Annotated in this window: 22 protein-coding genes; 8 read left to right on the top strand and 14 right to left on the bottom strand. The window is 57.1% G+C overall.

Annotated features, from left to right (window positions below; genetic code table 11):
- The first annotated feature begins 92 nt into the window (after window positions 1-92).
- From ACZ5FM_RS25880 to ACZ5FM_RS25900, 5 genes are all read left to right on the top strand, one after another.
- A complete protein-coding gene (locus ACZ5FM_RS25880; protein WP_312949394.1) occupies window positions 93-1,121 on the top strand; it encodes an amino acid ABC transporter substrate-binding protein in 1,029 nt (342 codons plus the stop codon).
- A 68-nt stretch (window positions 1,122-1,189) separates the two neighbouring features.
- Window positions 1,190-2,338 (top strand): amino acid ABC transporter permease, encoded by a 1,149-nt coding sequence (locus ACZ5FM_RS25885; RefSeq protein WP_312949391.1) that lies wholly within the window; start codon window positions 1,190-1,192, stop codon window positions 2,336-2,338.
- Window positions 2,339-2,340: 2 nt separating this feature from the next.
- Window positions 2,341-3,435 (top strand): amino acid ABC transporter permease, encoded by a 1,095-nt coding sequence (locus ACZ5FM_RS25890; RefSeq protein ID WP_312949388.1) that lies wholly within the window; start codon window positions 2,341-2,343, stop codon window positions 3,433-3,435.
- Window positions 3,428-4,870 (top strand): amidohydrolase family protein, encoded by a 1,443-nt coding sequence (locus tag ACZ5FM_RS25895; RefSeq protein WP_312949385.1) that lies wholly within the window; start codon window positions 3,428-3,430, stop codon window positions 4,868-4,870. Before ACZ5FM_RS25890 ends, ACZ5FM_RS25895 begins: the two co-directional genes overlap by 8 nt.
- 232 nt (window positions 4,871-5,102) lie before the next feature.
- Window positions 5,103-5,306, top strand: coding sequence for a cold-shock protein (locus ACZ5FM_RS25900; RefSeq protein WP_192490822.1), 204 nt, complete (start codon window positions 5,103-5,105; stop codon window positions 5,304-5,306).
- Between the two features lie 232 nt (window positions 5,307-5,538).
- On the opposite strand, the gene ACZ5FM_RS25905 is transcribed toward ACZ5FM_RS25900, so the two are convergent.
- From ACZ5FM_RS25905 to ACZ5FM_RS25950, 10 genes are all read right to left on the bottom strand, one after another.
- Window positions 5,539-6,501, bottom strand: coding sequence for a dihydrodipicolinate synthase family protein (locus tag ACZ5FM_RS25905; protein WP_464041204.1), 963 nt, complete (start codon window positions 6,499-6,501; stop codon window positions 5,539-5,541).
- A 340-nt stretch (window positions 6,502-6,841) separates the two neighbouring features.
- The gene (locus tag ACZ5FM_RS25910) at window positions 6,842-7,603 is read right to left on the bottom strand and encodes an SDR family NAD(P)-dependent oxidoreductase (protein ID WP_312949450.1); all 762 of its coding nucleotides are present in this window, start codon (window positions 7,601-7,603) and stop codon (window positions 6,842-6,844) included.
- A 3-nt stretch (window positions 7,604-7,606) separates the two neighbouring features.
- Window positions 7,607-9,304, bottom strand: a complete 1,698-nt coding sequence (locus ACZ5FM_RS25915) for an SMP-30/gluconolactonase/LRE family protein (protein ID WP_275642658.1) — start codon at window positions 9,302-9,304, stop codon at window positions 7,607-7,609.
- On the bottom strand, window positions 9,301-10,296 hold the full coding sequence (locus ACZ5FM_RS25920) for an NAD-dependent epimerase/dehydratase family protein (RefSeq protein WP_464041205.1): 996 nt from the start codon (window positions 10,294-10,296) through the stop codon (window positions 9,301-9,303). Before ACZ5FM_RS25920 ends, ACZ5FM_RS25915 begins: the two co-directional genes overlap by 4 nt.
- The gene (locus tag ACZ5FM_RS25925) at window positions 10,293-11,375 is read right to left on the bottom strand and encodes an ABC transporter ATP-binding protein (protein WP_464041206.1); all 1,083 of its coding nucleotides are present in this window, start codon (window positions 11,373-11,375) and stop codon (window positions 10,293-10,295) included. Before ACZ5FM_RS25925 ends, ACZ5FM_RS25920 begins: the two co-directional genes overlap by 4 nt.
- Window positions 11,376-11,377: 2 nt before the next feature.
- Window positions 11,378-12,208, bottom strand: coding sequence for a carbohydrate ABC transporter permease (locus tag ACZ5FM_RS25930; RefSeq protein WP_464041207.1), 831 nt, complete (start codon window positions 12,206-12,208; stop codon window positions 11,378-11,380).
- A 10-nt stretch (window positions 12,209-12,218) separates the two neighbouring features.
- The gene (locus ACZ5FM_RS25935; RefSeq protein WP_275642662.1) at window positions 12,219-13,145 is read right to left on the bottom strand and encodes a carbohydrate ABC transporter permease; all 927 of its coding nucleotides are present in this window, start codon (window positions 13,143-13,145) and stop codon (window positions 12,219-12,221) included.
- A 76-nt stretch (window positions 13,146-13,221) separates the two neighbouring features.
- Window positions 13,222-14,493 carry an ABC transporter substrate-binding protein gene (locus tag ACZ5FM_RS25940; RefSeq protein ID WP_275642663.1) on the bottom strand — a complete coding sequence of 424 codons (1,272 nt, stop codon included), beginning with the start codon at window positions 14,491-14,493 and terminating at the stop codon, window positions 13,222-13,224.
- 22 nt (window positions 14,494-14,515) lie between these two features.
- Window positions 14,516-15,682: a mandelate racemase/muconate lactonizing enzyme family protein gene (locus tag ACZ5FM_RS25945; protein WP_312949372.1), complete on the bottom strand. Its 1,167-nt coding sequence runs from the start codon at window positions 15,680-15,682 to the stop codon at window positions 14,516-14,518.
- The gene (locus ACZ5FM_RS25950) at window positions 15,679-16,587 is read right to left on the bottom strand and encodes a dihydrodipicolinate synthase family protein (protein WP_464041208.1); all 909 of its coding nucleotides are present in this window, start codon (window positions 16,585-16,587) and stop codon (window positions 15,679-15,681) included. The genes ACZ5FM_RS25945 and ACZ5FM_RS25950 overlap by 4 nt, the downstream gene beginning before the upstream one ends.
- Window positions 16,588-16,704: 117 nt before the next feature.
- Here ACZ5FM_RS25950 and ACZ5FM_RS25955 point away from each other — a divergent pair, with 117 nt between their 5' ends.
- From ACZ5FM_RS25955 to ACZ5FM_RS25965, 3 genes are all read left to right on the top strand, one after another.
- Window positions 16,705-17,616: a 2-dehydro-3-deoxygalactonokinase gene (locus ACZ5FM_RS25955; protein ID WP_464041209.1), complete on the top strand. Its 912-nt coding sequence runs from the start codon at window positions 16,705-16,707 to the stop codon at window positions 17,614-17,616.
- Window positions 17,617-17,642: 26 nt separating this feature from the next.
- Window positions 17,643-18,269: a GDSL-type esterase/lipase family protein gene (locus ACZ5FM_RS25960; protein ID WP_312949363.1), complete on the top strand. Its 627-nt coding sequence runs from the start codon at window positions 17,643-17,645 to the stop codon at window positions 18,267-18,269.
- 157 nt (window positions 18,270-18,426) lie between these two features.
- Entirely contained in the window at window positions 18,427-18,891 is a 465-nt protein-coding gene (locus ACZ5FM_RS25965; protein WP_464041210.1) for a heme-degrading domain-containing protein, read from the top strand.
- A 42-nt stretch (window positions 18,892-18,933) separates the two neighbouring features.
- On the opposite strand, the gene ACZ5FM_RS25970 is transcribed toward ACZ5FM_RS25965, so the two are convergent.
- Genes ACZ5FM_RS25970 through ACZ5FM_RS25985 form a run of 4 tightly spaced genes read right to left on the bottom strand, consistent with a single transcriptional unit; the run spans window position 18,934 to window position 22,281 of the window.
- Entirely contained in the window at window positions 18,934-19,866 is a 933-nt protein-coding gene (locus ACZ5FM_RS25970; protein WP_464041211.1) for a phosphatidate cytidylyltransferase, read from the bottom strand.
- Window positions 19,863-20,516 (bottom strand): lysophospholipid acyltransferase family protein, encoded by a 654-nt coding sequence (locus ACZ5FM_RS25975; protein WP_250983978.1) that lies wholly within the window; start codon window positions 20,514-20,516, stop codon window positions 19,863-19,865. Before ACZ5FM_RS25975 ends, ACZ5FM_RS25970 begins: the two co-directional genes overlap by 4 nt.
- Window positions 20,513-20,950 (bottom strand): hypothetical protein, encoded by a 438-nt coding sequence (locus tag ACZ5FM_RS25980; RefSeq protein ID WP_259148464.1) that lies wholly within the window; start codon window positions 20,948-20,950, stop codon window positions 20,513-20,515. The genes ACZ5FM_RS25975 and ACZ5FM_RS25980 overlap by 4 nt, the downstream gene beginning before the upstream one ends.
- Complete coding sequence (locus ACZ5FM_RS25985) at window positions 20,947-22,281, bottom strand: phosphatase PAP2/dual specificity phosphatase family protein (protein ID WP_464041212.1); 1,335 nt, start codon at window positions 22,279-22,281, stop codon at window positions 20,947-20,949. The genes ACZ5FM_RS25980 and ACZ5FM_RS25985 overlap by 4 nt, the downstream gene beginning before the upstream one ends.
- Between the last annotated feature and the right edge of the window lie 3 nt (window positions 22,282-22,284).

The following is a 22,284-nucleotide window of genomic DNA, read 5'->3' on the forward strand; positions in this document are numbered from 1 at the left end:
TGGGAAGATATTGTAGACAATGCTGTACGCATTATCTCCATCAAAAATAACAAAATTCTAGGGAAGTGCATCCAATCAAAAGGGGAACTGAAATGAATAGATGGACAGTTGGGAACTGCATCGGTGCAGCCCTCGGAATTCTGACAGTCGTCACAGCAGGCGTTGCCAACGCCGATACACTCGACACGGTAAAGCAGCGCGGGAAGCTGGTTTGCGGCGTCTCTCTCTCCACACCCGGTTTTGCTGCACCTGATGACAAGGGTCGCATGGAAGGTTTTGATGCGGATATCTGCCGCGCCATTGCCGCCGCCGTTTTTGGGGATGGTGAAAAAGTCGAATATGTCCCGACCAACATCAATACCCGTTTCCAGGCACTTCAATCCGGCGAAATCGATGTGCTGTCGCGTCAGACAACCCATACATTTACCCGCGATGCCTCTCTCGGTATAGATTTCGGGCCTGTCGTGTTTTATGACGGTCAGGGCCTGATGGTGCAGAAATCGCTTGGCGTCACCAGCGCCGAGGAACTGAAGGATGCAGCCATCTGCACCCTGCCCGGCACTACGACGGCACAGAACCTCAGCGACTTCTTCGGCAAGCTTGGCGCCAAATTTGAACTTGTTGTGTTTGAAAGCCCCGACGAAAACCGTGCGGCGTTTTTCAGCGGTCGTTGCGATGCAATCTCGTCTGACCGTTCCGACCTTGCCTCGATCCGCGCCGTTGCCAACAATCCCGACGACTATGTCGTTCTTCCGGAAACCATATCCAAGGAGCCATTGGCCGTTGGCGTTCGCCAGAACGATTCCAACTGGCGCGATATCGTATCCTGGTCGGTCTGGATGCTGATGGCGGCCGAAGAAAAGGGCATCACCCAGGCCAATGTCGAGGAAAAGGTCAAAAGCGACGACCAGGAAATCCAGCGGATGCTTGGTGTAACCGACAATCTCGGCGAGATGCTGAAGCTCGACAACAAGTGGGGCTACAACATCATCAAGTCGGTCGGCAATTATGGTGAAGTTTTTGACCGAGCGCTTGGTGAAAAGACCCGACTTGGCATGACCCGTGGCCCGAACACCCAATGGAACCAGGGCGGCCTGCTTTACGCTCCGCCAATCCGCTAAGACGAGATCGTCGCGCCCGTTCCTGCGGGCGCGAATACCCCTTGCGGCCGTCTCGACGGAGGGTTCCGATGGCTCTGCTGAGCAATGTGCGCTTTCGCGCGCTTTTTTTCCAATGGCTGGCAATCGGTGTCATCGCATTGATTGCCTGGTCGATGTTTACGACTGCAAGCCAAAACCTTGCCAAACACGATATTGCGACCGGGTTCAGCTACCTGTCGCGACAGGCTGGTTTTGTCATCAGTGAAGCGGCAATTCCTTATGGGCCGAGCGACACAGTGGCCCATGCGCTGCTGGTTGGTCTTGCCAACACCGTCAAGGTGTCGCTGCTGGCCGCCATTTTCGGCACTATCATCGGACTTCTGGTCGGGATTGGTCGCATGTCGCGCAATCCGATGTTGCAGCGGCTGATGCTGGGCTATGTCGAGGCACTTCGAAACGTGCCGCTGCTGCTCTATTTGCTGTTCTGGTACGCGGTGATCATCAATGTGCTGCCACCGGTGCGAGAAGCCCTGGCACTGGCACCACATGTCTATCTTTCCAATAGCGGCCTTGTCATTCCCTCCGTCACCTTTGAAAGCGGTTTTGCCTTTGTTTTTGCGGCCATTGTTGTTGGCATCATAGGTGCAGTTGTCATCAGGCGTTTTGCATTGCGCCGACGGTTGGCGACCGGCGTGTCCAACCACGGCGCCTTGATTGCCGTTATGTTCGGTTTCCTGCCGGTTGCGCTCGTCCTGCTGCTGCACGGCATGGACATGACCTTTGACCTGCCAGAAAAAGGCCGCTTCCGTCTTACCGGCGGCATGCAGGTGAAACCTGAATTTGTTGCGCTGCTGTTTGGACTGTCGCTGAGCGTATCGGCCAACGTGGCGGAAATTGTTCGTGCGGGTATTCAGGCCGTCAACAAGGGGCAGTGGGAAGCTGCGATGGCGCTTGGTCTGCCACGCCGCCGCACCATGCGGCTAGTGATCCTGCCACAAGCGTCGCGGCTGATGATCCCGCCGCTGACCAACACCTACCTCACCGTCTTCAAAAACAGTTCGCTGGCGATTGCCATTGGATATCCCGATCTTGTCATGGTCTCAAACACAGTGATGAACCAGACCGGGCAGGCCATGGAAACGATTGCGATCTTCATGGGGGCTTATCTCACCCTGTCGATCATCATTTCGCTGTTCATGAACTGGTACAACTCTCATGTTACCCTGAAGGAGCGTTGATCGTGACGGAAGCTCAACTCGTCCTTGGTGCAGCCAGCATCCAGTCCCCTCCCCGGCCTCCGCAACGCTGGTGGCAAGACTGGTTTGGTACACCTGGCAATGCGCTGATCACCATTCTGAGCAGTACCGTCGCTCTCGCGCTGGGCTGGTTTGCGATACAGTGGCTGTTTCTCAACGCCACTTTTGCCGGCACACCGGAAGACTGCAAGACGGCAAGCGGTGCCTGTTGGCCATTTCTCAGCACCAAGCTGCGCTACATGGCCTTTGGCTTTTACCCCTATGAAGAGCAGTGGCGGCCGCTTCTCTCCCTCATCGTGTTCATCGGCTCCATCACGGTTTCGATGGTACCGCAGATGTGGAGCCGCAAGCTGCTGCTGTCGTGGATTTTCCTCATCCTGCCCGGCCTCTACATTCTGATGGCTGGCGGAATGTTTGGCTTGCCTGCCGTTCCGACAACGCAATGGGGTGGTTTGCCGCTGTCCTTCATGCTGTCTTTTGTTGGGCTTGCCTGTGCCCTGCCGCTTGGCATTCTGCTTGCTCTGTCGCGCGCCTCTGACCTGCCGGTTATCCGTGTTCTGGCAACCAGCTTCATCGAGATCATCCGTGGTGTGCCGTTGATCAGTATTCTGTTCATGGCAACCGTGATGTTGCCTCTGTTCATGCCGGATGGGGTGACGGTGGACAAGCTGCTGCGTGCCCAGATCGCCATCATCATTTTCGCTGCCGCCTATATTGCCGAGATCGTGCGCGGCGGTCTGCAGGATGTGCCGAAGGGCCAGATCGAGGCTGGCAAGGCACTTGGCATGGGCTACTGGCCGATCATGTTCAAGATCGTGCTGCCGCAGGCAATGAAGAAAGTCATTCCGCCCCTGGTGTCGCTGTTCATCGGCTTCTTTCAGGACACGACGCTCGTGACCATCGTTGGGCTGCTCGACTTCCTCGATACTGTGCGCTCGGCGATGCGCGATCCGGTCTGGCAGGGCATTGCCGTACTGGAAGGGTACGTGTTCGCCGCTGCCGTCTATTTCCTCTTCAGTGCACTGATGGGTGCCTATAGCCGTTTCCTCGAACGTTATTTCAGGACAAGCCATGACTAAGCAGATCACCGTCATCCGTAATGTCGAAACGATCGTCGCCTATGACGAAAAAACCGGCAGCCATGCCTATCTCAACAATGGCGATATTGCCTTCGATGACACGTCTATCCTGCACATTGGTGGGCACTATACCGGTCCATTTGCGGTGGAAGAACACGGCCAGGGCAGTATGCTGTTGCCTGGTCTCATCAACATCCACTGTCATTCCGATGAGGAGCCGCTGTCAAAGGGCATATTCGATGACATGGGCACAGCCGCCCTCTGGGGTCAGGCGATGTATGAATATTCGGGCCTGATCGAAATCAGCCGGGAGGCGCGTGAAGCGTCACTGACGATCATGCTTGGCGACCTTATTCGCAGTGGTGTTACCACACTTCTCGATATTGCCGGGCCTCATGACGCGTGGCTGCCGACGCTGGTTAAAAGCGGTGCCCGTACCTATGCCGCGCCGGGATTTCGTGAAGCGAGCTGGCACGTCGAGAACAGTCACCGACTGGAATATCGCTGGGATAAGGCACGTGGTCGCGAGGCCTACCAACAGGCACTTGCCTGTGTTGACGCCGCCGAGGCCCACCCTTCCAGCCGCATTGGTGGCGTCATCGCCCCGTCGCAGGTTGAGACCTGCTCGCCGGAATTGCTGATTGAAGCGACGGCGGCCGCCAAAAGCCGTGGCGTGCCCATCACCATCCACGCCGCCCAAACCATGGCAGAACATGAGGAATTGCTGCGCCGAACTGGCAAGACGGCGGTCAAATATCTCGAAGACCTTGGTATTCTCGATGAAAGGTTGATCCTCGGTCACTGCATTTTCCTCGACAGTCATTCCTGGACACGCGAACGCACGCAGACCGATATGGAGCTGCTCGCCAAACGCGGTACCAGCGTTGCCCACAGCCCGGTGACGTTTTCGCGCAGCGGCATGGTCCTGGAATCGATCGGGCGTTATCGCCGCGCCGGTATTAATGTCGGTATTGGCACGGACAGTTATCCTTACAACATGCTGGAAGAGATGCGCCGCGCGCTAATCTGCGCGCGCATTGCCGGCAAGAGCGTGTTCGACATCAAAACCGGTGACATCCTCGACATGGCAACACTTGGTGGTGCGAAGGCACTTGGCCGTACGGATATTGGTCGCATTGCGGTTGGCGCAAAGCCGGACTTCTCGCTTGTTGATCTCAACCATCCCGCAATGCAGCCGGTCTACGATCCACTGCGCAACCTGCTGCAATGCGCGGCAGAGCGCGCGGTAGAGGTCGTCTATGTCGATGGACAATGTATTGCGCGTGGCGGCAAGTTGCTTGGGCTCGATTATGATGCTGCGGTCCAGGTGATGAAGGAGGCCTCGAAGTTTGCGGTCAGCCGTATTGCCAAGAACGACCCGCGCGGCCGTTCGCTTGGCGAACTCGCACCTCTGTCTCTTCCAGTCCTCAATTGATCTAGTCGACAGGGCCAGATGCAAAACTGCCTGCCAAAGGCAGTTTTGTCAGGCCTTTGTTTGGCCACGTTTGGCCGGTGAAGTCCCAAAAATGGCTGTCTAGGCAATTAAAGTGGCCTCGCAACGTTGTATTTACAGTATTTACTATCAAATATCGGTTGCGGTTGACGGCGCAGATGCCTAATCTCCCGCGTCGGCGGCATAAGGGCCGCCATTATTTACGGGGATATACATGGCCACTGGGACAGTAAAGTTTTTCAATCAGGACAAAGGCTTCGGCTTTATCACGCCAGACAATGGCGGCGTTGACGTATTCGTTCACATCTCTGCAGTTCAGAGCTCGAGCCCACTTCGTGACGGCCAGAAGGTCAGCTACGAAATCGGTCAGGACCGCAAGACTGGCAAGTCGAAAGCGGAAAACGTCGTACCTGCTTGATTAAATCACGGCTCGTTGCCGCGCGTGAATGGGGATCGATTTGATGACAGGTCGCCCCATCTGCGCGGAGACGCTTTTTCGCCGGCACGCTTGATTATGCATTTTGGGAGCTGTGCGGCGCCGTTTACGCTGCCAGAGCCGGCTCTCAGTGAAAATCACCAGTGAGCAGTGTGAAAATACGAAATTTACAGCGGGGTCCGAGTTTGTGCTCGGACCCCGCTGTTATTTCTGGTTACGCCTTGTAGGTCTGCACGGCACCTGGCAGTTTGCTCCACTGAGCATACCAATTGTCAAACAGCTTCAGCTGTGCTTCGACGTAACCACGCTGGCTGTCAGAGAGGAAATCGCTCTCATTGAAGTTCAGCGTGTATTCCTTGTCGCCCTTCACCACCATCATGTGCTTGAAGTAGAGAACGAGATCCGGACCTTCGTCGAAGGATGACAGCACGGCAAGAGCGTTTTCCAGTTCCAATGCACGCTGACGAGCGTCCGCATCACCTGTTGCCGCAGCCATGGAGAGCTTGCACAGGTGCAGGACTTCCTTCGGCAGGACGTTGCCGATGCCGGTGATTGCACCGGTTGCTCCGCAATTGACGAAGCCATGGACGACGGCGGTGTCGACACCAATCATCAGCGTGACTTCATCATCGCGGCTGGTGATGTTCTCTGCGGCATAACGCATGTCAGCCGGGCCACCGAATTCCTTGAAGCCGACAAGGTTCTTGTGCTCCGAACGAAGATCAAAGAACAGGTCGGCACGGGTCGCAAAGCCGTAGTAGGGGCTGTTGTAGATCACCGCCGGAAGATCAGGTGCTGCAGCGAGGATGGCCTTGAAGTGGCTCTTCTGGGCACTCACGACCGAGCCACGCGACAGGACGCGCGGAATAACCATCAGACCCTGCGCGCCTGCCTTCTGGGCATGGGCTGCGTGGGCAACGGCAGAAGCGGTGTTGACGGCGCCGGTTCCAACGATCACAGGCACACCTGCCTTGACCAGACGCTCGACACCTTCCATGCGCTGTTCGTCGGTCAGGAGTGGCCAGTCACCCATCGAACCGCAATAAACCACCGCTGACATGCCGAGCGCGATCAACTCTTTGCCCTTTTTGACCAGTGCGTCGAAGTCCGGCGTGCGGTCTTCTTTGCAAGGGGTCATCAATGCAGGCATAGTGCCCGAAAATACTGCGGCGGACATGCGGCTTCCTTTCTGTTGAGCCATTTCACTCACGGGATCAATGGACTTTATACATTCGATTACCCTGGATATAATCTAGTGTATTCATTTTGTCGACAACAAATCTGGATAAATTAATGATGCCCGCACAATATCCCCGGTAAGCTGCCGCTTCCGGTTTGACAGAAGCTTGCTTTAGGTTGGCAATGTCTGGAAAGCTGCTGGAAATTCAGTTTTCTAAAAGATGGCTTTTGGAACAGGCGCAGTCCGCTTGAACACGCCTCGATGGAGGCCTGCCGAGCAAAGGAGACAGTAGCGATTGGTTACGCAGGTTAACCAGCAGGTGGCGAACAGGTCCGGCTCAGTAACCACCGGTCAGGAAAATGCTTTCGCCGGTCATGAAGCTGCACGCCTGAGATGACAGGAAAATCGCCGCTCCGACCATCTCCTCCGGTTGCCCTGCTCTGCCCATCCAGTTGAGGGTGCGGACATAATCTGCCCAGCCCTCGGGATCCTCATCTTTCCTATGTGCGTTGCGGTCGGTATCGATCAGGCCAGGTGCCAGCGTATTGAGCAGGACATTGTCGCGGGCAAAATCCCGTGCCTGGCTCTGGATAAGATTGTGCTGTGCCGCCTTGGTGGCAGCATAGGCGGTAACGACCCCTTTCGGGCGAAGCTGGTTGATCGATCCGATCGAAACCACCCGGCCCCATTTGCGGGCGGCCATCAGCGGCAGCGCGGTCTGCAGCATATCCACCGTCGAACCGAGATTCACCGCCAGTTGGAACGCAAGATCAGCGGGTTTCAGATCAGACAGGGTCGCGTTGATCTGGGCGCTGGCATTGATGATGAGAATATCGATCGGTGCGATGGCTTCAGCCCGTTTAATCAGGTCTCGGCCAGCATTGGGGCTTGAGAGATCGCTTGCCAGTTCCTGCGCTGTGCCGCCTGCATCGGTAATGCGTTGCTGAACAACTGCTGCGCCTCCGGCTTTTGTGCCGTGCAGAATGATGTGCGCGCCAGCCCCCGCCAAACCTTCGGCAATGGCGGCACCGATGCCGCGACTGGAGCCCGTCACCAGTGCTGTGCGGCCCTTCAGGCCAAAAACTGTTTCAAGACGCATCATTTATCCTTCGGACACTGAACCTTCGAATAGCGGTATGCGCGCACCGGCAACGCCGGGGCGGCAGGAGAACAGGCCACCTGACAGTGGTGCATCTGCCAGCGCCGAAGCTGGCAAACGTGTGCGGGCGCTGGTGATGAAAAGTGTCGAGAGGTCTGGACCGCCAAAGGCGATACTGGTTGGTCTTGGCACCGGCAGATCGATTACCTGGTCTAGCTTGCCATTGGGTAGATAGCGATGCACGCACCAGCCATCCCAGATTGCGCACCAGACACCGCCTTCAGCATCGACCGCGAGCCCGTCCGGTCGACCGTCGGCGACCGGAATGCGCGCAAATTCGCGTCGTCCCGACAGAGTGCCGGTCACTGGATCGCAATGATATGCGTGGATGAGCCCCGGCACGGTATCGACAAAATAGAAGGTGCGAGCATCCGGGCTCCAGCCAAGGCCATTGGATACGATAATGCCGCCCTCCTTGCGTTCGGAAGCACCAGAGGCATTGATGCGGTACAGCGCGCCTGTTGGTTTGGAGGCGTCGATCCGCATTGAGCCAACCCAGACAGCACCGTCGGGTCCACATTTGGCATCGTTCAGGCGGTTATCGGCAATGCCCGCTTCCGGGCTGACGAAAGGTGTCAAGCGACCGGAGGCAAAATCCAGCCATTCAATGCCATCTTGCGAGGCAACCAGCAGACGGCCTTGCGAAACTGGAATGACAGCACTGACCAACTTGCCGGTTTCCGCAGTGTCGTTGCGGCCGGTTGCCGGGTCAAAGCGATGGACCGCTGGGTGCAGAATATCCACCCAGTAGAGGGCCCTTTCGTCTTCGTGCCAGACCGGGCTTTCACCAAGTTGTGCGCCCCAAGGCAGAACGCAACTGAGGTCCGCCATGTGGCGCCCGACAGCTGTGCGAGGACGCGGACGTGAACTGATGGCGACGGCACCCGCGGCACCGGTAATGCGCCGGGCTGCTGCAATCAGTTCACGGCCAGCTGGATGGATGTTGGATGCATCGAGACGTGAGGATGGGCCAAGCGCCACCAGTACGCCGATCGGCGTATTGTCGCGCCCCATCACAGGAGCAGCCACCGAATTTACGCTGCGCAAATGCTCTTCATAGGAAATAGAATAACCGCGAGCCCGCGTCAGTGTCAGGTCAGCCTGCAGCGCATCGAGTGTGGTAATGGTTTGTGGCGTTTGCGCGTCCAACGTCAGACGCTCGATGAGTGACCGGCCGACTGCAGGGTCCTGAAAGGCGAGAAGCGCCTTGCCAGGCGCGGTGCAATGTAGCGGCACGCGGCGGCCCACTTCAACGCGTACGGACAGACCATTGGGTGAACGTTCGACCAGATATTGCGCCATCACACCGTCCAGACGACACAGGGCCACCGTCTCGCCAAGCTCGGCCGCTAGCCGTTCCAGTTCAGGTGTTGCGGCCGAGACGAGATCGAAACTCTCCCACACCTTATGCGACATTTCGAGAAAACGCTGGCCCAGCACGTACGTGCCGCGCGCCTCGTCCTGGCGCACCAGCCCGTAGGCGATGAGCGTGCGCAGAATGCGTGCAAAGGTTGGCTTCGGCAGGCCAGAGGCGCGCAGCAATTCTGCAAAACGCAACGGTTCTGGGGCATCGGCGACCATGTCGAGCAAGGTCAACCCTTTGGCGAGCGCGGCTGTCCCTCCCGGCGTTTCAGGCTTCATGGCCTCTTCCCCCAAGGCTCGTTCTCCCCGGTGAGACGCTGCCGCCTTGCGGCGATGGCCTCGTCCAGCATTCGCTTCATCGTCCATTCCGCCCTAAACCCCAGCCTGTTCCTGATACGCGCGTTTGACGTGTGGTAATAAACGCCTGCGCCGGGAAAATCGACTGGTACGATTGGAAGGCCGGTTAAAGTTGCCATTTCGGTGATGAGTTCGGCAAAATCTTCCGGTTCGTCTGATCCGAGATTAAAGATCTGACCTGCCGCGTCGGGATGATCGAGCGCCAGGAGAATACCCGCCACCATGTCGCGGGTTTCGGTTATGTGCATGCGGAACGCACGGCCGTTTTCATTGCGTGCCAGAACATGTGCGGGCTCGCCGATGTCTCTGGAGCGCAGAAGATCGGCTATAGCAAGGTTTCCAAAGTTCTCTTGCTGGCGGATACGTGGTCTCAGGAAAAAACGCGGGCCGGAAAAGAAGCTGTCTTCATCCAGCAATTCGCTGGCGTCCTGCGTGTGCGAAAATCGCAGGATCACGGTTTCCATTGTGCCAGTGCGCTGGTGGAACTGCACCAGTTCTTCCCCAAGCAATTTGGTGAGACCGTAAGGAGAGTTTGGACGGAGTGGATGCTCCTCGGTGACCGGTAGAAACTCTGGCCGATTTTCAGGATAGACTTCGCCTGAGGACGCAAAGACAAAACGACGCACACCTGCGGCCGCAGCCGCATCCAGCAGCCGCCGCGTTCCCTCGACATTGGCTGCAAACATGCGGTCGCGGTCAGCGGCTGCCCAGGACATGAACGCGCCGAGATGCAGGATATCCGTTACGCCTTCAACTGCCTGCGTCAGACTGGCAGCATCTTCAAGCGAACCAACGACATCGCCATCCGTCCCTGAAGGCTTGACGTCAAAACCTCTGATGGCTCGACCTTTTGCCCTCAATGCAGCAGTGACAGCGCGGCCAACCCGCCCTGCGGAGCCGGTGACCAGAATCATAACCGTTCACCGGTCTTTGCATCGAACAGATAAAGCTGGGCAGGATCAAAACCGAGCCTGATGTCTTCGTCACGTGGCAGATTTCCGGTATGGGAAACGCGGGCAATCAAGCCCTTCGATTTTCCTTCTTCGCCGTCTGCGATGCGTGCGCCTTCAACGTTGAAGTAGACGTATTTTTCCGATCCGAGGCTTTCAATCAATGTTGGGCGGACAGAGAAGGTCACCGGCGCATCACCAAGCACGAGGTGTTCCGGTCTCAGGCCAATCACGACCGCGCCGTGATGGCTGGTGGCGCGTGGCAAGGCCACCTGCTGACCAAACACCGTCACCGTGCCATCGCGCAATTCCGCATTGAGAAAGTTCATGCCCGGCGAACCAATGAAGCCTGCCACAAAAAGATTGGCGGGGTTATTGAACAGTTCGTCGGGTGCGGCGATCTGCTGGATGATACCGCCTTGCATGATCACAACACGATCAGCCATGGTCATGGCCTCGACCTGATCGTGGGTAACGTAAACGGTGGTCACACCGATGCGTTTGTGCAAGGCACCGATTTCGGCGCGCATATGGACACGTAGCTTGGCGTCAAGGTTGGACAAAGGCTCGTCCATCAAAAACGCCTGTGGCTGACGCACGATTGCACGGCCAAGTGCGACGCGCTGGCGCTGGCCGCCGGAGAGTTCCTTTGGTTTGCGGTCGAGATAGGGCGTCACTTCAAGGATACGCGCTGCATCATCAACACGGCGATCGATTTCTGTTTTATCAGTGCCGCGCATCTTAAGGCCGAAACCGATATTCTGGCGTACGGTCAGATGCGGATAAAGCGCGTAATTCTGAAACACCATGGCGATGTCTCGATCGCCGGGCGCAAGATCCGTTACCTCGCGGTCACCGATGAAAATCTCGCCTTCGGAGGCAGGCTCGAGACCCGCCAGGATTTTCAGCATCGTTGATTTTCCGCAGCCGGATGGTCCGACCAGCACCACGAACTCGCCGTCTTCGATCTCCAGAGAGAAGGGCCGCAAGACGTTGAGCGCACCATAGGACTTGCTGACATTGCGAATGGAAATATTGGCCATGCTTATTTCTCCGCGCCAGCGGTAAGACCGCCGACCAAATAACGTTCAAGAAAGAGGTAAATTGCGATGATTGGCAGCGCGATGAACACAGATGCGGCGGAAATGTCGTTCCAGTAGGTGACATATTCACCCTGCATCGTGGTGATGCCGAGATTGGCCGTCCAATTGTCAGGCGAGTTGACGAGGAAGGTGCGCGCATAGGCATAATCCGCCCAGCTGAGCACGAAGGCATAAAGCGCGGTTGCGGCAAGGCCCGGCGTCGCGATGGGCAGGACCACACGGATCATGGCGCCAATGGGCGAACAACCATCAACCATGGCAGCCTGTTCAAGCTCCTTCGGAATGGTGTCGAAATACCCCTTCAGCATCCAGGTGGCGAAGGGAATGATCATCGTCGAATGCGCCAGCACAAGCGTCCAAAGACTGCCGATCAGGCCAAAGCTAGAGAAGATCGAAAACAGCGGAATGACCAAGAGTGTGGCCGGCAACATCTTGGCGGTGAGGACGAACATCCCCATGGTCGCGCCACCCCGCATGGAATAGCGTGACAATGCGTAACCGGCGCTGACAGAAACCAGCATCGACAGCACCACCGAGCCGATGGCGGCAAGCATCGAGTTCCAGAGCCACATTAGAATGGGTTTTGCGGCCCAGACGCGGGCAAAGATGTCCCATTGCGGATCGTCAGGCCAGAAGGTTGGCGGCAGGCGGTAAAGTTCATCGGTCGTCGACAGCGCCGTTACCAGCAACCAATAAACCGGAAACAGGATCATGATCAGCGTGAACGCGACCGTGGCGTAAAGCGCGAGACTCTGTGCGAATGTACGTCTCATCAAAGCCTCCTCAATAAATGGATTTCGAACGCCGGCCCAACATCAAAAGGCTGGCAATAATGCAGATGACCAGTGTCAGTACGCCGACAGCGGCGGCACGGCCGAAGTTGTGGTACTGGAAAGCCTGATCGTAGGTCATGATCGATAGTGTCTGGGTGGAGCGCAGTGGCCCGCCACCGGTCAGGACCTTGATGATCGAGAAATCACGGAAAACCCAGAGCAGTGTCAGCACGAGTGTGACACCGAGCACCGGCATCAAAAGCGGCATGGTGATCCAGCGGAAACGCTGCCAGACACCGGCACCATCGACCTTTGCGGCGGCATAATAATCCGCAGGGATCGACTGAAGGCCGGCAAGGCACATGATCGATACGAAGGGGAACCCTTTCCAGACCATGGTAATGGCCACCGCCCAGAAAGCCGCCGTCGAACTGCTGATCCACGGGATCATCTGGTCGGTAAAACCAAGCTGTATCGCCAGCCAGCCGAACAGCCCGAAAGAGGTATCAAACATCCAGGCAAAGATCACCACAGCGATGATTTCCGGTACTGCCCAAGGCAGTGCCATGCCGAGGCGGGCGGCGGTGCGACCTTTGAAACGGTTGTTTACGAGAAGTGCTGTGCTGAGACCGACGGCAACACTGCCGACTGTAACCACAATCACCAGTTTCAGCGTAACCCAGCAGGCCAGCCAGAATTCTGGCGAGGAAAATAGCCACACATAGTTGCTGATCGAGAACGGACGGCTAGCACCACCCAACCTTGGTATCTTGACTTGCTGGAACGACAGGTCGATCGCCAGGACAAGCGGCCAGACGATGATGGCGGCGACCATCAAAACCGCCGGGGCGATTAAGATGTAGCCGAGAAGATGTTGCCGGCTGGGGCGCGCAAGGTCAAAGAACTTGCGTCGCTCCGGCTGAACGGTGTCGGTCATGGATATTTCTCCTGCCGGATGCTGTGTGATATGTGCATGGCCCGCAAGGCAAGCGGGCCATGGTCCCAAAAAAGCGTCAGCCTTTGATGCTTTCCGCCTTGGCCTGCATGGTCTTTGCGACTTCCGCAGGGTCGAGGTCCTGAATGATCATCCGTTGCGTCTCTTCCATCACCATCTTGCTGAACTCGTTGTAATAGAGCTCAAGCCCGATCGGTACACGGTCGATCCCCTTCTCCGATGCAGCCTTCATCGTTTCCAAAAGAATCGGGAAATGCGGAATGGTCTTTTCAACGCCAGACACATCAGCCTTAGGGCTTGGCGGCGTGTTGCCGCCTAGCGTCGCATAGGTGCGCTGGAATTCAGGTGTCATCGTCAGCTTGATGAAATCCCAGACCAGTTGTTTCTGGTCATCGGGAATGTCTGATGGCATGGCCAACACGTTGGATGAGCCACCGAGCGGCGGTGTCAGCGGTGGTACAGCATAAACGATGTCGTTCTTGGCCGAACCTTTTTCGGTGGTGCCGTAAAGCCATGGTCCATCCAGACGCATGGCCATTTTTCCATCGGCAAAAAGCTTGCGCACATCGCTAGCACTCATATCGACCGGGCTGATGCCGCTTTTCATCACGGTTTTCCACCGTGTCAGACCCTCGACCATCTCAGGCGTATCAATGGTGATATTGCCGTCCTTGTCAGTCCAATAGGCACCGGCATCGATGATGTAGTTCAGCATCTCGGTGAGATATTGGCCCGGGCCACCCTTGGTTTCATGACCCGTACCGAACTGGTCGATGATACCGTCACCATTGAGATCCTTGGTGGTTGCCTTGGCAGCGGCAAAGAATTCATCATAAGTCTTTGGCACCGCAATGCCGGCCTCATCGAGAATCTTCTTGTTGTACGCCATCACGAAACCGAAGTAGTTGGTCATGATGCAGACGGTTTCACCGTTCCATTCACAAGTTTTCTGACCGGCCCAGCCGGTCATGTCGATGCCGTCCTTTTCGAGCCAGGGATCGAGTGGCTCCAGCCAGCCACTATCGGCAAACATCTGGAATTCGAAGGATGCGAGATGCACGATCTGTGGCGGCTGGTTGGCCGCAAACAGCGTCGTCATCGTATCAGCGTAGGAACTGCGCTCGGCCTTGGTGAATTCGATCTTCACGCCGGGATGCTGTTTTTCAAATTCTGCAATGGCCGAGTGCCACCACTCACCGGTGCCAGCATCATCGGTTTGCCAGGAAATGAATTTCAGCACCGTGTCGGCCATGGCAGGCGCAAGGCTGCCAATGGTCACCAAAGCTGTGGTTGCGGCGCCGAGCGCCAGTCTTTTCATTGTCTTGTTCATGGCTTCCTCCCAAAGAACCAATTCAGATACGTTCAAGCATACTGATCGCCGCCTCCGACGGCTTTACCCCGAGCCCTGGCCCGGAGGGCAGGTAATAACGACCTTCGCGGCAATCCATGTCACCTGAAAGGAGGCGACGGTTCGGCTCGAAAATCGAATGCTGGAATTCGTGGCCTTTAAGCGTCTTCAATGTTGAAGACGCCTGCAGACTTGCCGCCAGAAAGATACCGGCGCCCACTGTTGCGTGCGGGATCACGTCAATGCCATGTTCGGTCGCAAGGGCGCCGATGCGAACAAAGTTGGTGATGCCCTTATGGCCCATTTCCGGCTGTACAATGGCGATGCGGCATCGCTCGATGCGGGCGCGCATGTCCCAATGGGTGCGCCACTCCTCCCCGACAGCGATCGGGATGTCGGTGCCTTTGGATACTTTTTCCAGCCCGGCAATGTCTTCGGTCCAGACGGGCGCTTCGGCGAACCATGGATCAAACGGCGCCATGTCTGCGATTAGCTCCAGCGCCCGTTCCGGCGTCTGGTTCCAATGCATGTCGGCTGCGATTTTTGCCTGCGGCCCCAAAACCTTGCGCAGGTTTTCCATTTCTGCGGCGGGGCCATCATCGGCCACCGGCGTCGCAAATTTGAAGGCGTCAAAGCCGCGATCTTGCCAGTATTTTGCCAGCTCGCCGCGTGCCTGCAGCGTCTTTTCCGGCAGGCCTGAAACATAGGCCGGAAAATCGTCTACGCCACCGCCCAGCATGTCACGGACGGATTTACCCGCTTCCTGACCGGCTATATCCCACAGCGCAATATCGAGGGCCGCCAGTGCATCGACATAAAAGCCACCCGTGTAACCACGCACCCGCATCATGTCGTAGAGATCGTCATAGATCGCCGATGGGTCGGACGCATCACGGCCGATGACAAAACCGGCCAGCAGATCATTGATCAGTGCGGCCACAGCGCCTGGTGCGACGATGCCATAGGTCTCGCCCCAGCCAACCACCCCATTTTGTGTGGTCATGCGCACAAGCGCGCTGCGGTCGAAGGTTGGATAAACCGTGCGGTTTCCCTTGCGCACGATGTAACCGTTGGGATTGACGACCTCACCTTCCCGCAAAGCGCCGAGATAGGGCACTTTGCGCGGCTGCGTCAGGGTAAAAACCTCGATAGATGCGACCGGGCTGTTCATGCGGCCTCCGCAGAGAGAAGACCGAGTTCAACAAGATTGGCATCGATATCGGCAATCGCCGCCGTATCGAGATCAGGGGTCGGCGCACGCACGCCGACACCGTCGATGATGCCGCGACGGGCCAGCACATGTTTGGTCAACCGCATACGATAGACGGCCTGCAAAACCAGCAGCGGCAAAGTACGAACGTAAATCGCCCGCGCCTCGTTGTGTTTGCCAGCAACCAGTGCCCGGTCGATCGCCACATGTTCGCCGGCAATCTCGAGTGCTGGCATGGCAGCCGTCGCGCCGCGAGCATATTCGTCCAGGATGTAACGCGCACCGCCGCCACCGATCACGCCTTTCAGGCTTTCTGGGGCATTCGCGATGATGTGGCTGATGGCTGGGCCGGCCGGCAGTGTCTCTTCCTTGACATAGGCGACACGCGGCAAGGCACGAATAATCTCAACAATAGCATGGGGTGACAGGTCTGAACCGCGTGGTGCAGGCGCATTCTGCAGGATGATTTCGATCTCTGGCAGTGCGTCCAGAACATGGCCAAGAAATTCGATCAATGCCGGGGCATCGGTGCCGACCGATTTTGGCGGCTGCACCATCAGATGGCGGATACCGTGGCTGGCGGCCACCCGGCCGTGCTCCACCACTTCGCGCCAATCAGCGGCACTGGCACCAGCCACTACAGGGACCCGCCCTGCGGCCTCTTTAACAACCACTGCCAGAAGCTCGGCACGTTCGTCAGCGCTGAGGTTCTCAACCTCGCTGGCAAAGCCGGGAAAAACCACGCCGTCCACGCCCTGTTCGAGTGCAAACCGCACCAGCCGTGACATGCCTGCCTTATCAACCTCGCCGCTCTTCAAAAACGGTGTTGGCAGAACGGGCAGTATGCCCTTCAGACCAGTCGCCATTTCCTTACCTCCCAAAGAAGTCTCACATATTGATACTTTGAATTCACTAATTGACACTACATGCGCAAAACTCTTATGACAAGCCCTCAGATGAAAATGAGCGAGGAGGCTCACGACATGGCAGAACAAACCGCATCGATCATCGTCGATTGGGGAACCACATCACTGAGAGCTGCGCTGGTGGACGCCAATGGTGAACAACTGGACCAGTTGGAAACCGCACAGGGCATCTCGTCCCTTCAGAAGGGCGAACATGAGGGTGCATTGATGGGGGCTTTGGCGCCCTGGTTCGAGACCCATGGTGCGATCCCAGTGGCTGCGCTCGGTATGATCACCAGCCGCAACGGCTGGCTGGAAATTCCTTACGTGCCCTGCCCTGCAGGACCTGCAGACCTTGCTGTCGGCAGCACAAGACGACAGTTGCCAAATGGATCGGACCTGGTTTTCCTGCCAGGATTGACCGACCCGGCCCGCCGTCCATTTCCCGATGTGATGCGCGGGGAAGAGACGCAGATCGTTGGGCATGGGCTAGGCGCCGATGCAACCATCATCATCCCTGGCACTCACAGCAAATGGGCAAGCGTCAAGGCAGGCAAGATCGCCGGTTTTCAAACCTTTGTGACTGGTGAAATCTTCGCGTTGTTGATCAACCACTCCTTCATTGCCCGAGGTGCCACCCAGCCGCCCATTGACGATCCGGCCGCTTTTGACCAGGGCCTTGAGGAGGCAAAAAACTCGCGCGCGATGCTCTCACTGCTGTTTTCATCGCGAACGGGCGGATTGGCTGGCAAGCTGTCACCCGATCAGTTGCGATCCTACGTTCATGGCGTGGTCATTGGTCAGGAATTCCGGCAGGCCTGCGATGCGGGCTGGTATTCGCCGGGCGACAAGGCAACCATTGTTGGCAATGACGGATTGAACGACCTCTATCTGGCAGCAGCGAGAAAATTCGATCTGGAAATTGACCTCGGTGCAGATGACGTTCTTGTTCGCGGGGCGTTGAGTGTTCTCAAACATTCACTTTTGTAGACCTGCAATAGTCCAGGAGAAACCCAATGTATGACTTTCCGCCCAGTATCGGCACAGGCCGTCACGAAAACGATATCATCACAACGCTGGCTCGGCTGGAGCGCGTCGGGCTGCCCGATGATCCGATTGCCTTTTACGGTTCGTCCTCGTTTCGGATATGGAGTTCGATCACCGAAGACCTCGGCTCACTGGATGTCGTCAATCTGGGGTTCGGCGGTGGTACATATCTTTCCGGCATCCACTACATGGACCAGCTTTTGACGCCTCTGAAGCCACGGCGGATTGCCCTGTATTTTGGCGAAAATGACATTGCCAGCGATGGCCTGACAGCCCAGACAACTCTTGGCCATTTAAAGACATTGCGAGAGGCTATTTCAAAGACTTTGCCGGAGGCTAAGGTTTTTGTTTTTGCCATCAAACACAGTCCGGCCCGCTGGATTTATCGCGATGAATTTGACTTGTTCAACCAGCTGGCCCGTCAGTGGTGTGAAACGGATGGCAATGCCAGCTGGATAGATCCAAGCGTCGGCCTGATTGGCGAAAACAGGTTGCCGATGTTTCGCTACTACCTTCCCGATCTCGTTCACATGAATGCTGCCGGTTACGCCGTTTGGTCGACATTTCTCAGGAAAACGTCGGGTTTGCTGGGCTGACACCAACAGGCACCGCCGTTGCCAAGCGGTCGGCAGGTGGGTAACTGCAAGTATGCCGTGAGGCATGCTTGCTTTGCCCTCAAACTCGCGCCACTATTCGTGCCAGCAGCCACAGCGCGTGTGCCATGCGACCGAAAATCTGACTGAAGGTAATTTAATGAGCTTGCTTGCGCCAACGCTTTCAGAACTTCTTGATGAACAGGAAAAACTGCAGCTTCCGCATTTTGACTATAACGTTGCCTGGCAACTTGGCGCAAAAATTCGCGAGCGTGCAGTCGCTGCCGGCTTGCCAATCGCAATCGAGGTCCGGCACGGCAACGACGTGGTGTTTGCATGTCTTCTGCCGGGCGCAACGATCGATAATTTCAATTGGGCACGCCGTAAGTGTGCGGTTGTACACCGGTTTCACAAAAGCTCTCTCTACATGCGGATAATGGCTGAAGAGAAGGGCTACAACCTCAATGAACGGTTTGCATTGCCTGTTCTGGATTTCGCACCGTCTGGTGGTGCTGTCCCGCTTTTCCTGAAAGGCGGCCTGTTCGTTGGCTCGGTCGCGGTAAGCGGTCTCCCTGACGTTGAAGATCATAGGCTGGCGGCGGAATGTATCGCTGAGCTTTTATAGGCTGCACAATTCGGCGCGCTAATACGTTGCTGGACTTGAAACTCAAGTCCAGGCGTAGCGAACAATGTGGAAGAAGACTGGTGCTGCAAAAACCAGGCTGTCTGCCCGGTCCAGCATGCCGCCGTGGCCTTCGATCATATGGCCCCAGTCCTTGACGCCCCGATCCCGCTTGATGGCGGAGGCAACAAGGCCACCGAAAAAGCCCATGACGCAGGACAGTGCGGCCAGGAATCCGGCTTCCAGTGGTGAAAACGGGGTGAGCCAGAACAGCCCTGCCCCCATAAGAGACGCGCTGGCGATGCCGCCAATCAGCCCTTCCCAGGTTTTGGATGGCGAGATGCTCGGCGCCACCTTGTGACGACCGAACAGTTTGCCAAAGATATATTGCAGCACATCGCTGCCTTGCACTGTGGCAATCAGAAAGGCGATGAGCAACAGCCCACGCCCTTCATTGCCGGGAATGGGTAGCGTGACGAGCGCCGGAACATGGCTGAGGCAATAGACCGACAGCATCACACCCCATTGCTGTTCGCTGACCCGCTCGAGAAAACGCGACGTGTCGCCGCGCATCGCCGTAATCGCTGGCATGGCAAGGAAGCAGTAGACCGGAATGAAGATCGAATAGAGCCCGTACCAGTCGATCCAGATCAGATAATATTGCGTAGGCACAATGATCAGGAACATGCCAAGCAATGTCCAGCGGTCGGCGTGGCGCGTCTTGGTCAGCGTTACATATTCCCGCAGCGATGCGAAGGAAACGAAGGCAAAAAGCAAAAGCACCCCGCGTATCCCAAACAGAAACGCGAAGCTGATGCCGGCGACCATGATCCACCACGCCTTGATACGCGCATTGAGATTGTCCAGTGTCGATGGCAGCGGTTTGGGGCTGCGCCAGGACAACACACCGGCAATGACGCTCGCGGTGACGAGCACCCCGATCAGACCGAGAAAAAGGCGCGTGGTGTCGTCGCTCATCCGTTATTTCCATCTTTTCGCGGGGCAAGGGATAGAAGTGCCTGCCGGGCGCGCTCGAGAAATTCTTTGCGGTCTTCGCCCTCTTTGAGCGTCACCGGCGCACCAAAAACGGTGCGGCATAGTAGCGGGACGGGAAGAAGAGCCCCTTTCGGCAAAACACGAGACATGTTTTCGATCCAGCAGGGAACAAGTTCGACGCCCGGGCGGGCGACAGCGAGGTTGTACAGACCGGAGCGAAACCGCAGCAAGGGTTCCTCCGTCATGTTGCGCGTGCCCTCGGGGAAAAAGATGAGGGATTCACCGGCGTCGAGCGCATCCAACATGACCTGCATGGGGTCAGCCGTTCGTTCCACCCAATTGCGCTCGACAAGCACCGTCCGCAGCAAGCGGCGGGAGATGAATCGGCGCACATGCCCTGCGCTCCAATAATCGGCACCGGCCACCGCCGCTGTCCGGCTACGCTCGGATGGTGTCAGGCACGTTGCGACCAGAATGAAATCGCCGTGACTTGCGTGATTGGCGAAATAGATGCGCTGACCACCATTCGGTGCTGATCCGGCCCAGATAGGCCGGACCCCGGTCACCGCCCGCGCAAGCACAGCGAGCATCGACCCGGAGACGATCTGAAGCAGAGATGCACTGCCGCTCATGTCGCAACTCCATCGACGGCATCAAGCATAAGAATGCCATAGAGCAAAATCGCAATGGCAAGGGTCGACCATTGCAACAGAATGAGGCGACGGCATCCGGAAAACCGTTGCAATAGCGGTGCTGGAACGGCGGTCCTCGCCCGAAGCCTCATACGGGCCAAAACGTCATCGATAGCGGCGAGTGCTTCCGCTTCACTCTCATGAGATGCGGCCAGATGAAAGAGACGAGCGTCGAAGAGAAGATGGACGGCCAGTGCGATCGGGGCAAGGCAGAAAGCCAACAGCAGCCACCATCCAAGGGCTGCGGTAAAACCGTGTGCCCCTGCTGTGACCGGTGCGACGGCGACCAGCAAAAGTGCGATCAGACCACCGCTGATGCCATTACGCCGCAACCGTCGGGCCATACGCATTGTGGCCGTTTTCCAGTCACTCATCGTGCCGCCTCATCGATTGCCGCATAGGTTGCCTGTTTCAAATGAACCGTCCGACCAAGCGTCATCAGGTGGTCTGCCGCCGCTTTGGCATTTGTCGCGCGGCCTGACCGTACAAGCCAACACGCGACGACGGCAGCACTGCGCTGAAAACCGAGTGCGCAGCAGACGAGCACGGGTCCGTTCCGGCGAGCGTCATCAACGGCCAGCGCTCCGGCACGGATTCTTTCTGGCGTCAGGGCCAGCAGGTCGAGTGATGGAATGGAATGCCAGTTGAGGCCGGGGACGCAACGGGCTGGAAATTCTGCGGTCATATCGACAACAGAAGAATAGGCGGCAAGCTCTTTTCGATCAGGTGCACGTCCAAGAAACACTCCATCCGCCACCTCGACCGCAGCCGTTAGCTTGCGCGTCCACCACCAGCGGTTCATCTTTGCTCCGAGGCGATAGGGCAAGAGCAGCCAACGGCTCGCAAGGCTTGTTATTCCGTTGCCATCCTTTTGAAAGACCTGTGGTCCCGCACCGGCGTAACCGATGGCCACCAGTGCCAGCGCAACACTCGGCCACAACCACAACAGGCCTGCGCCGGAATTGCGCAGCGATAGGACTGCGATCAGAAGAAACAATACGGCACCCACCGCATAGGCCAATGCCAGTCGTCTCGCCCTTTGATCACCGGTTAAATGGAAGGTGGCGATTGGTGACGTTTTTTGCGCCGGAAACAGCCAGAGGGCAAACAGACCGAGCAGTGCTCCTGTCGGAATGTCGATCAGATGATGTTGCCAGGTGGTCAGCACCGATATGCCGATCAGCAGGCACCAGACGTGCCAAATACCGAGAACCGGTCCCTTTAAACGGACACGCCAGTGATCCCAGATGATCACCAGGAGGGCAATGTGCAGCGATGGTGCCTGATTGAACGGTTTGTCGAAGCCACCGAGAACATCGAACATGAAACCCGGCAAGCCATGAGTTTCAGGTCGGACAAAAATTGCCTGTAGCGGGAATAACAGGAAGCAGACAACGGCTATGATCTGTGCGGTGAGATAACGACGCGCCAAGCGGCCGACGTCGTCCGTTGTGTCGTTGACAAACAGAGACAGCGCATAAAATGCGTTGATCGACCAATAAGGTACGATTGACCACGCAATGAAGGGAATGTGTTTTTCCCAGGCAAATGCCAGGTTCGGCACGTCTGCACGCAGCGATGCCTGCCAGTTCGCTAGGCCGTAGGTGAGATAAAAGAACGGAGCGAGGAAAGCGAGCCACAGGGCTGCCCGTCGCAGAACCGCGCTGCGTGTTCCCTCGGGAACCGATGTAACCCCCTCCTCCATGTC

Source organism: Agrobacterium sp. 5Ca50, assembly GCF_055381905.1.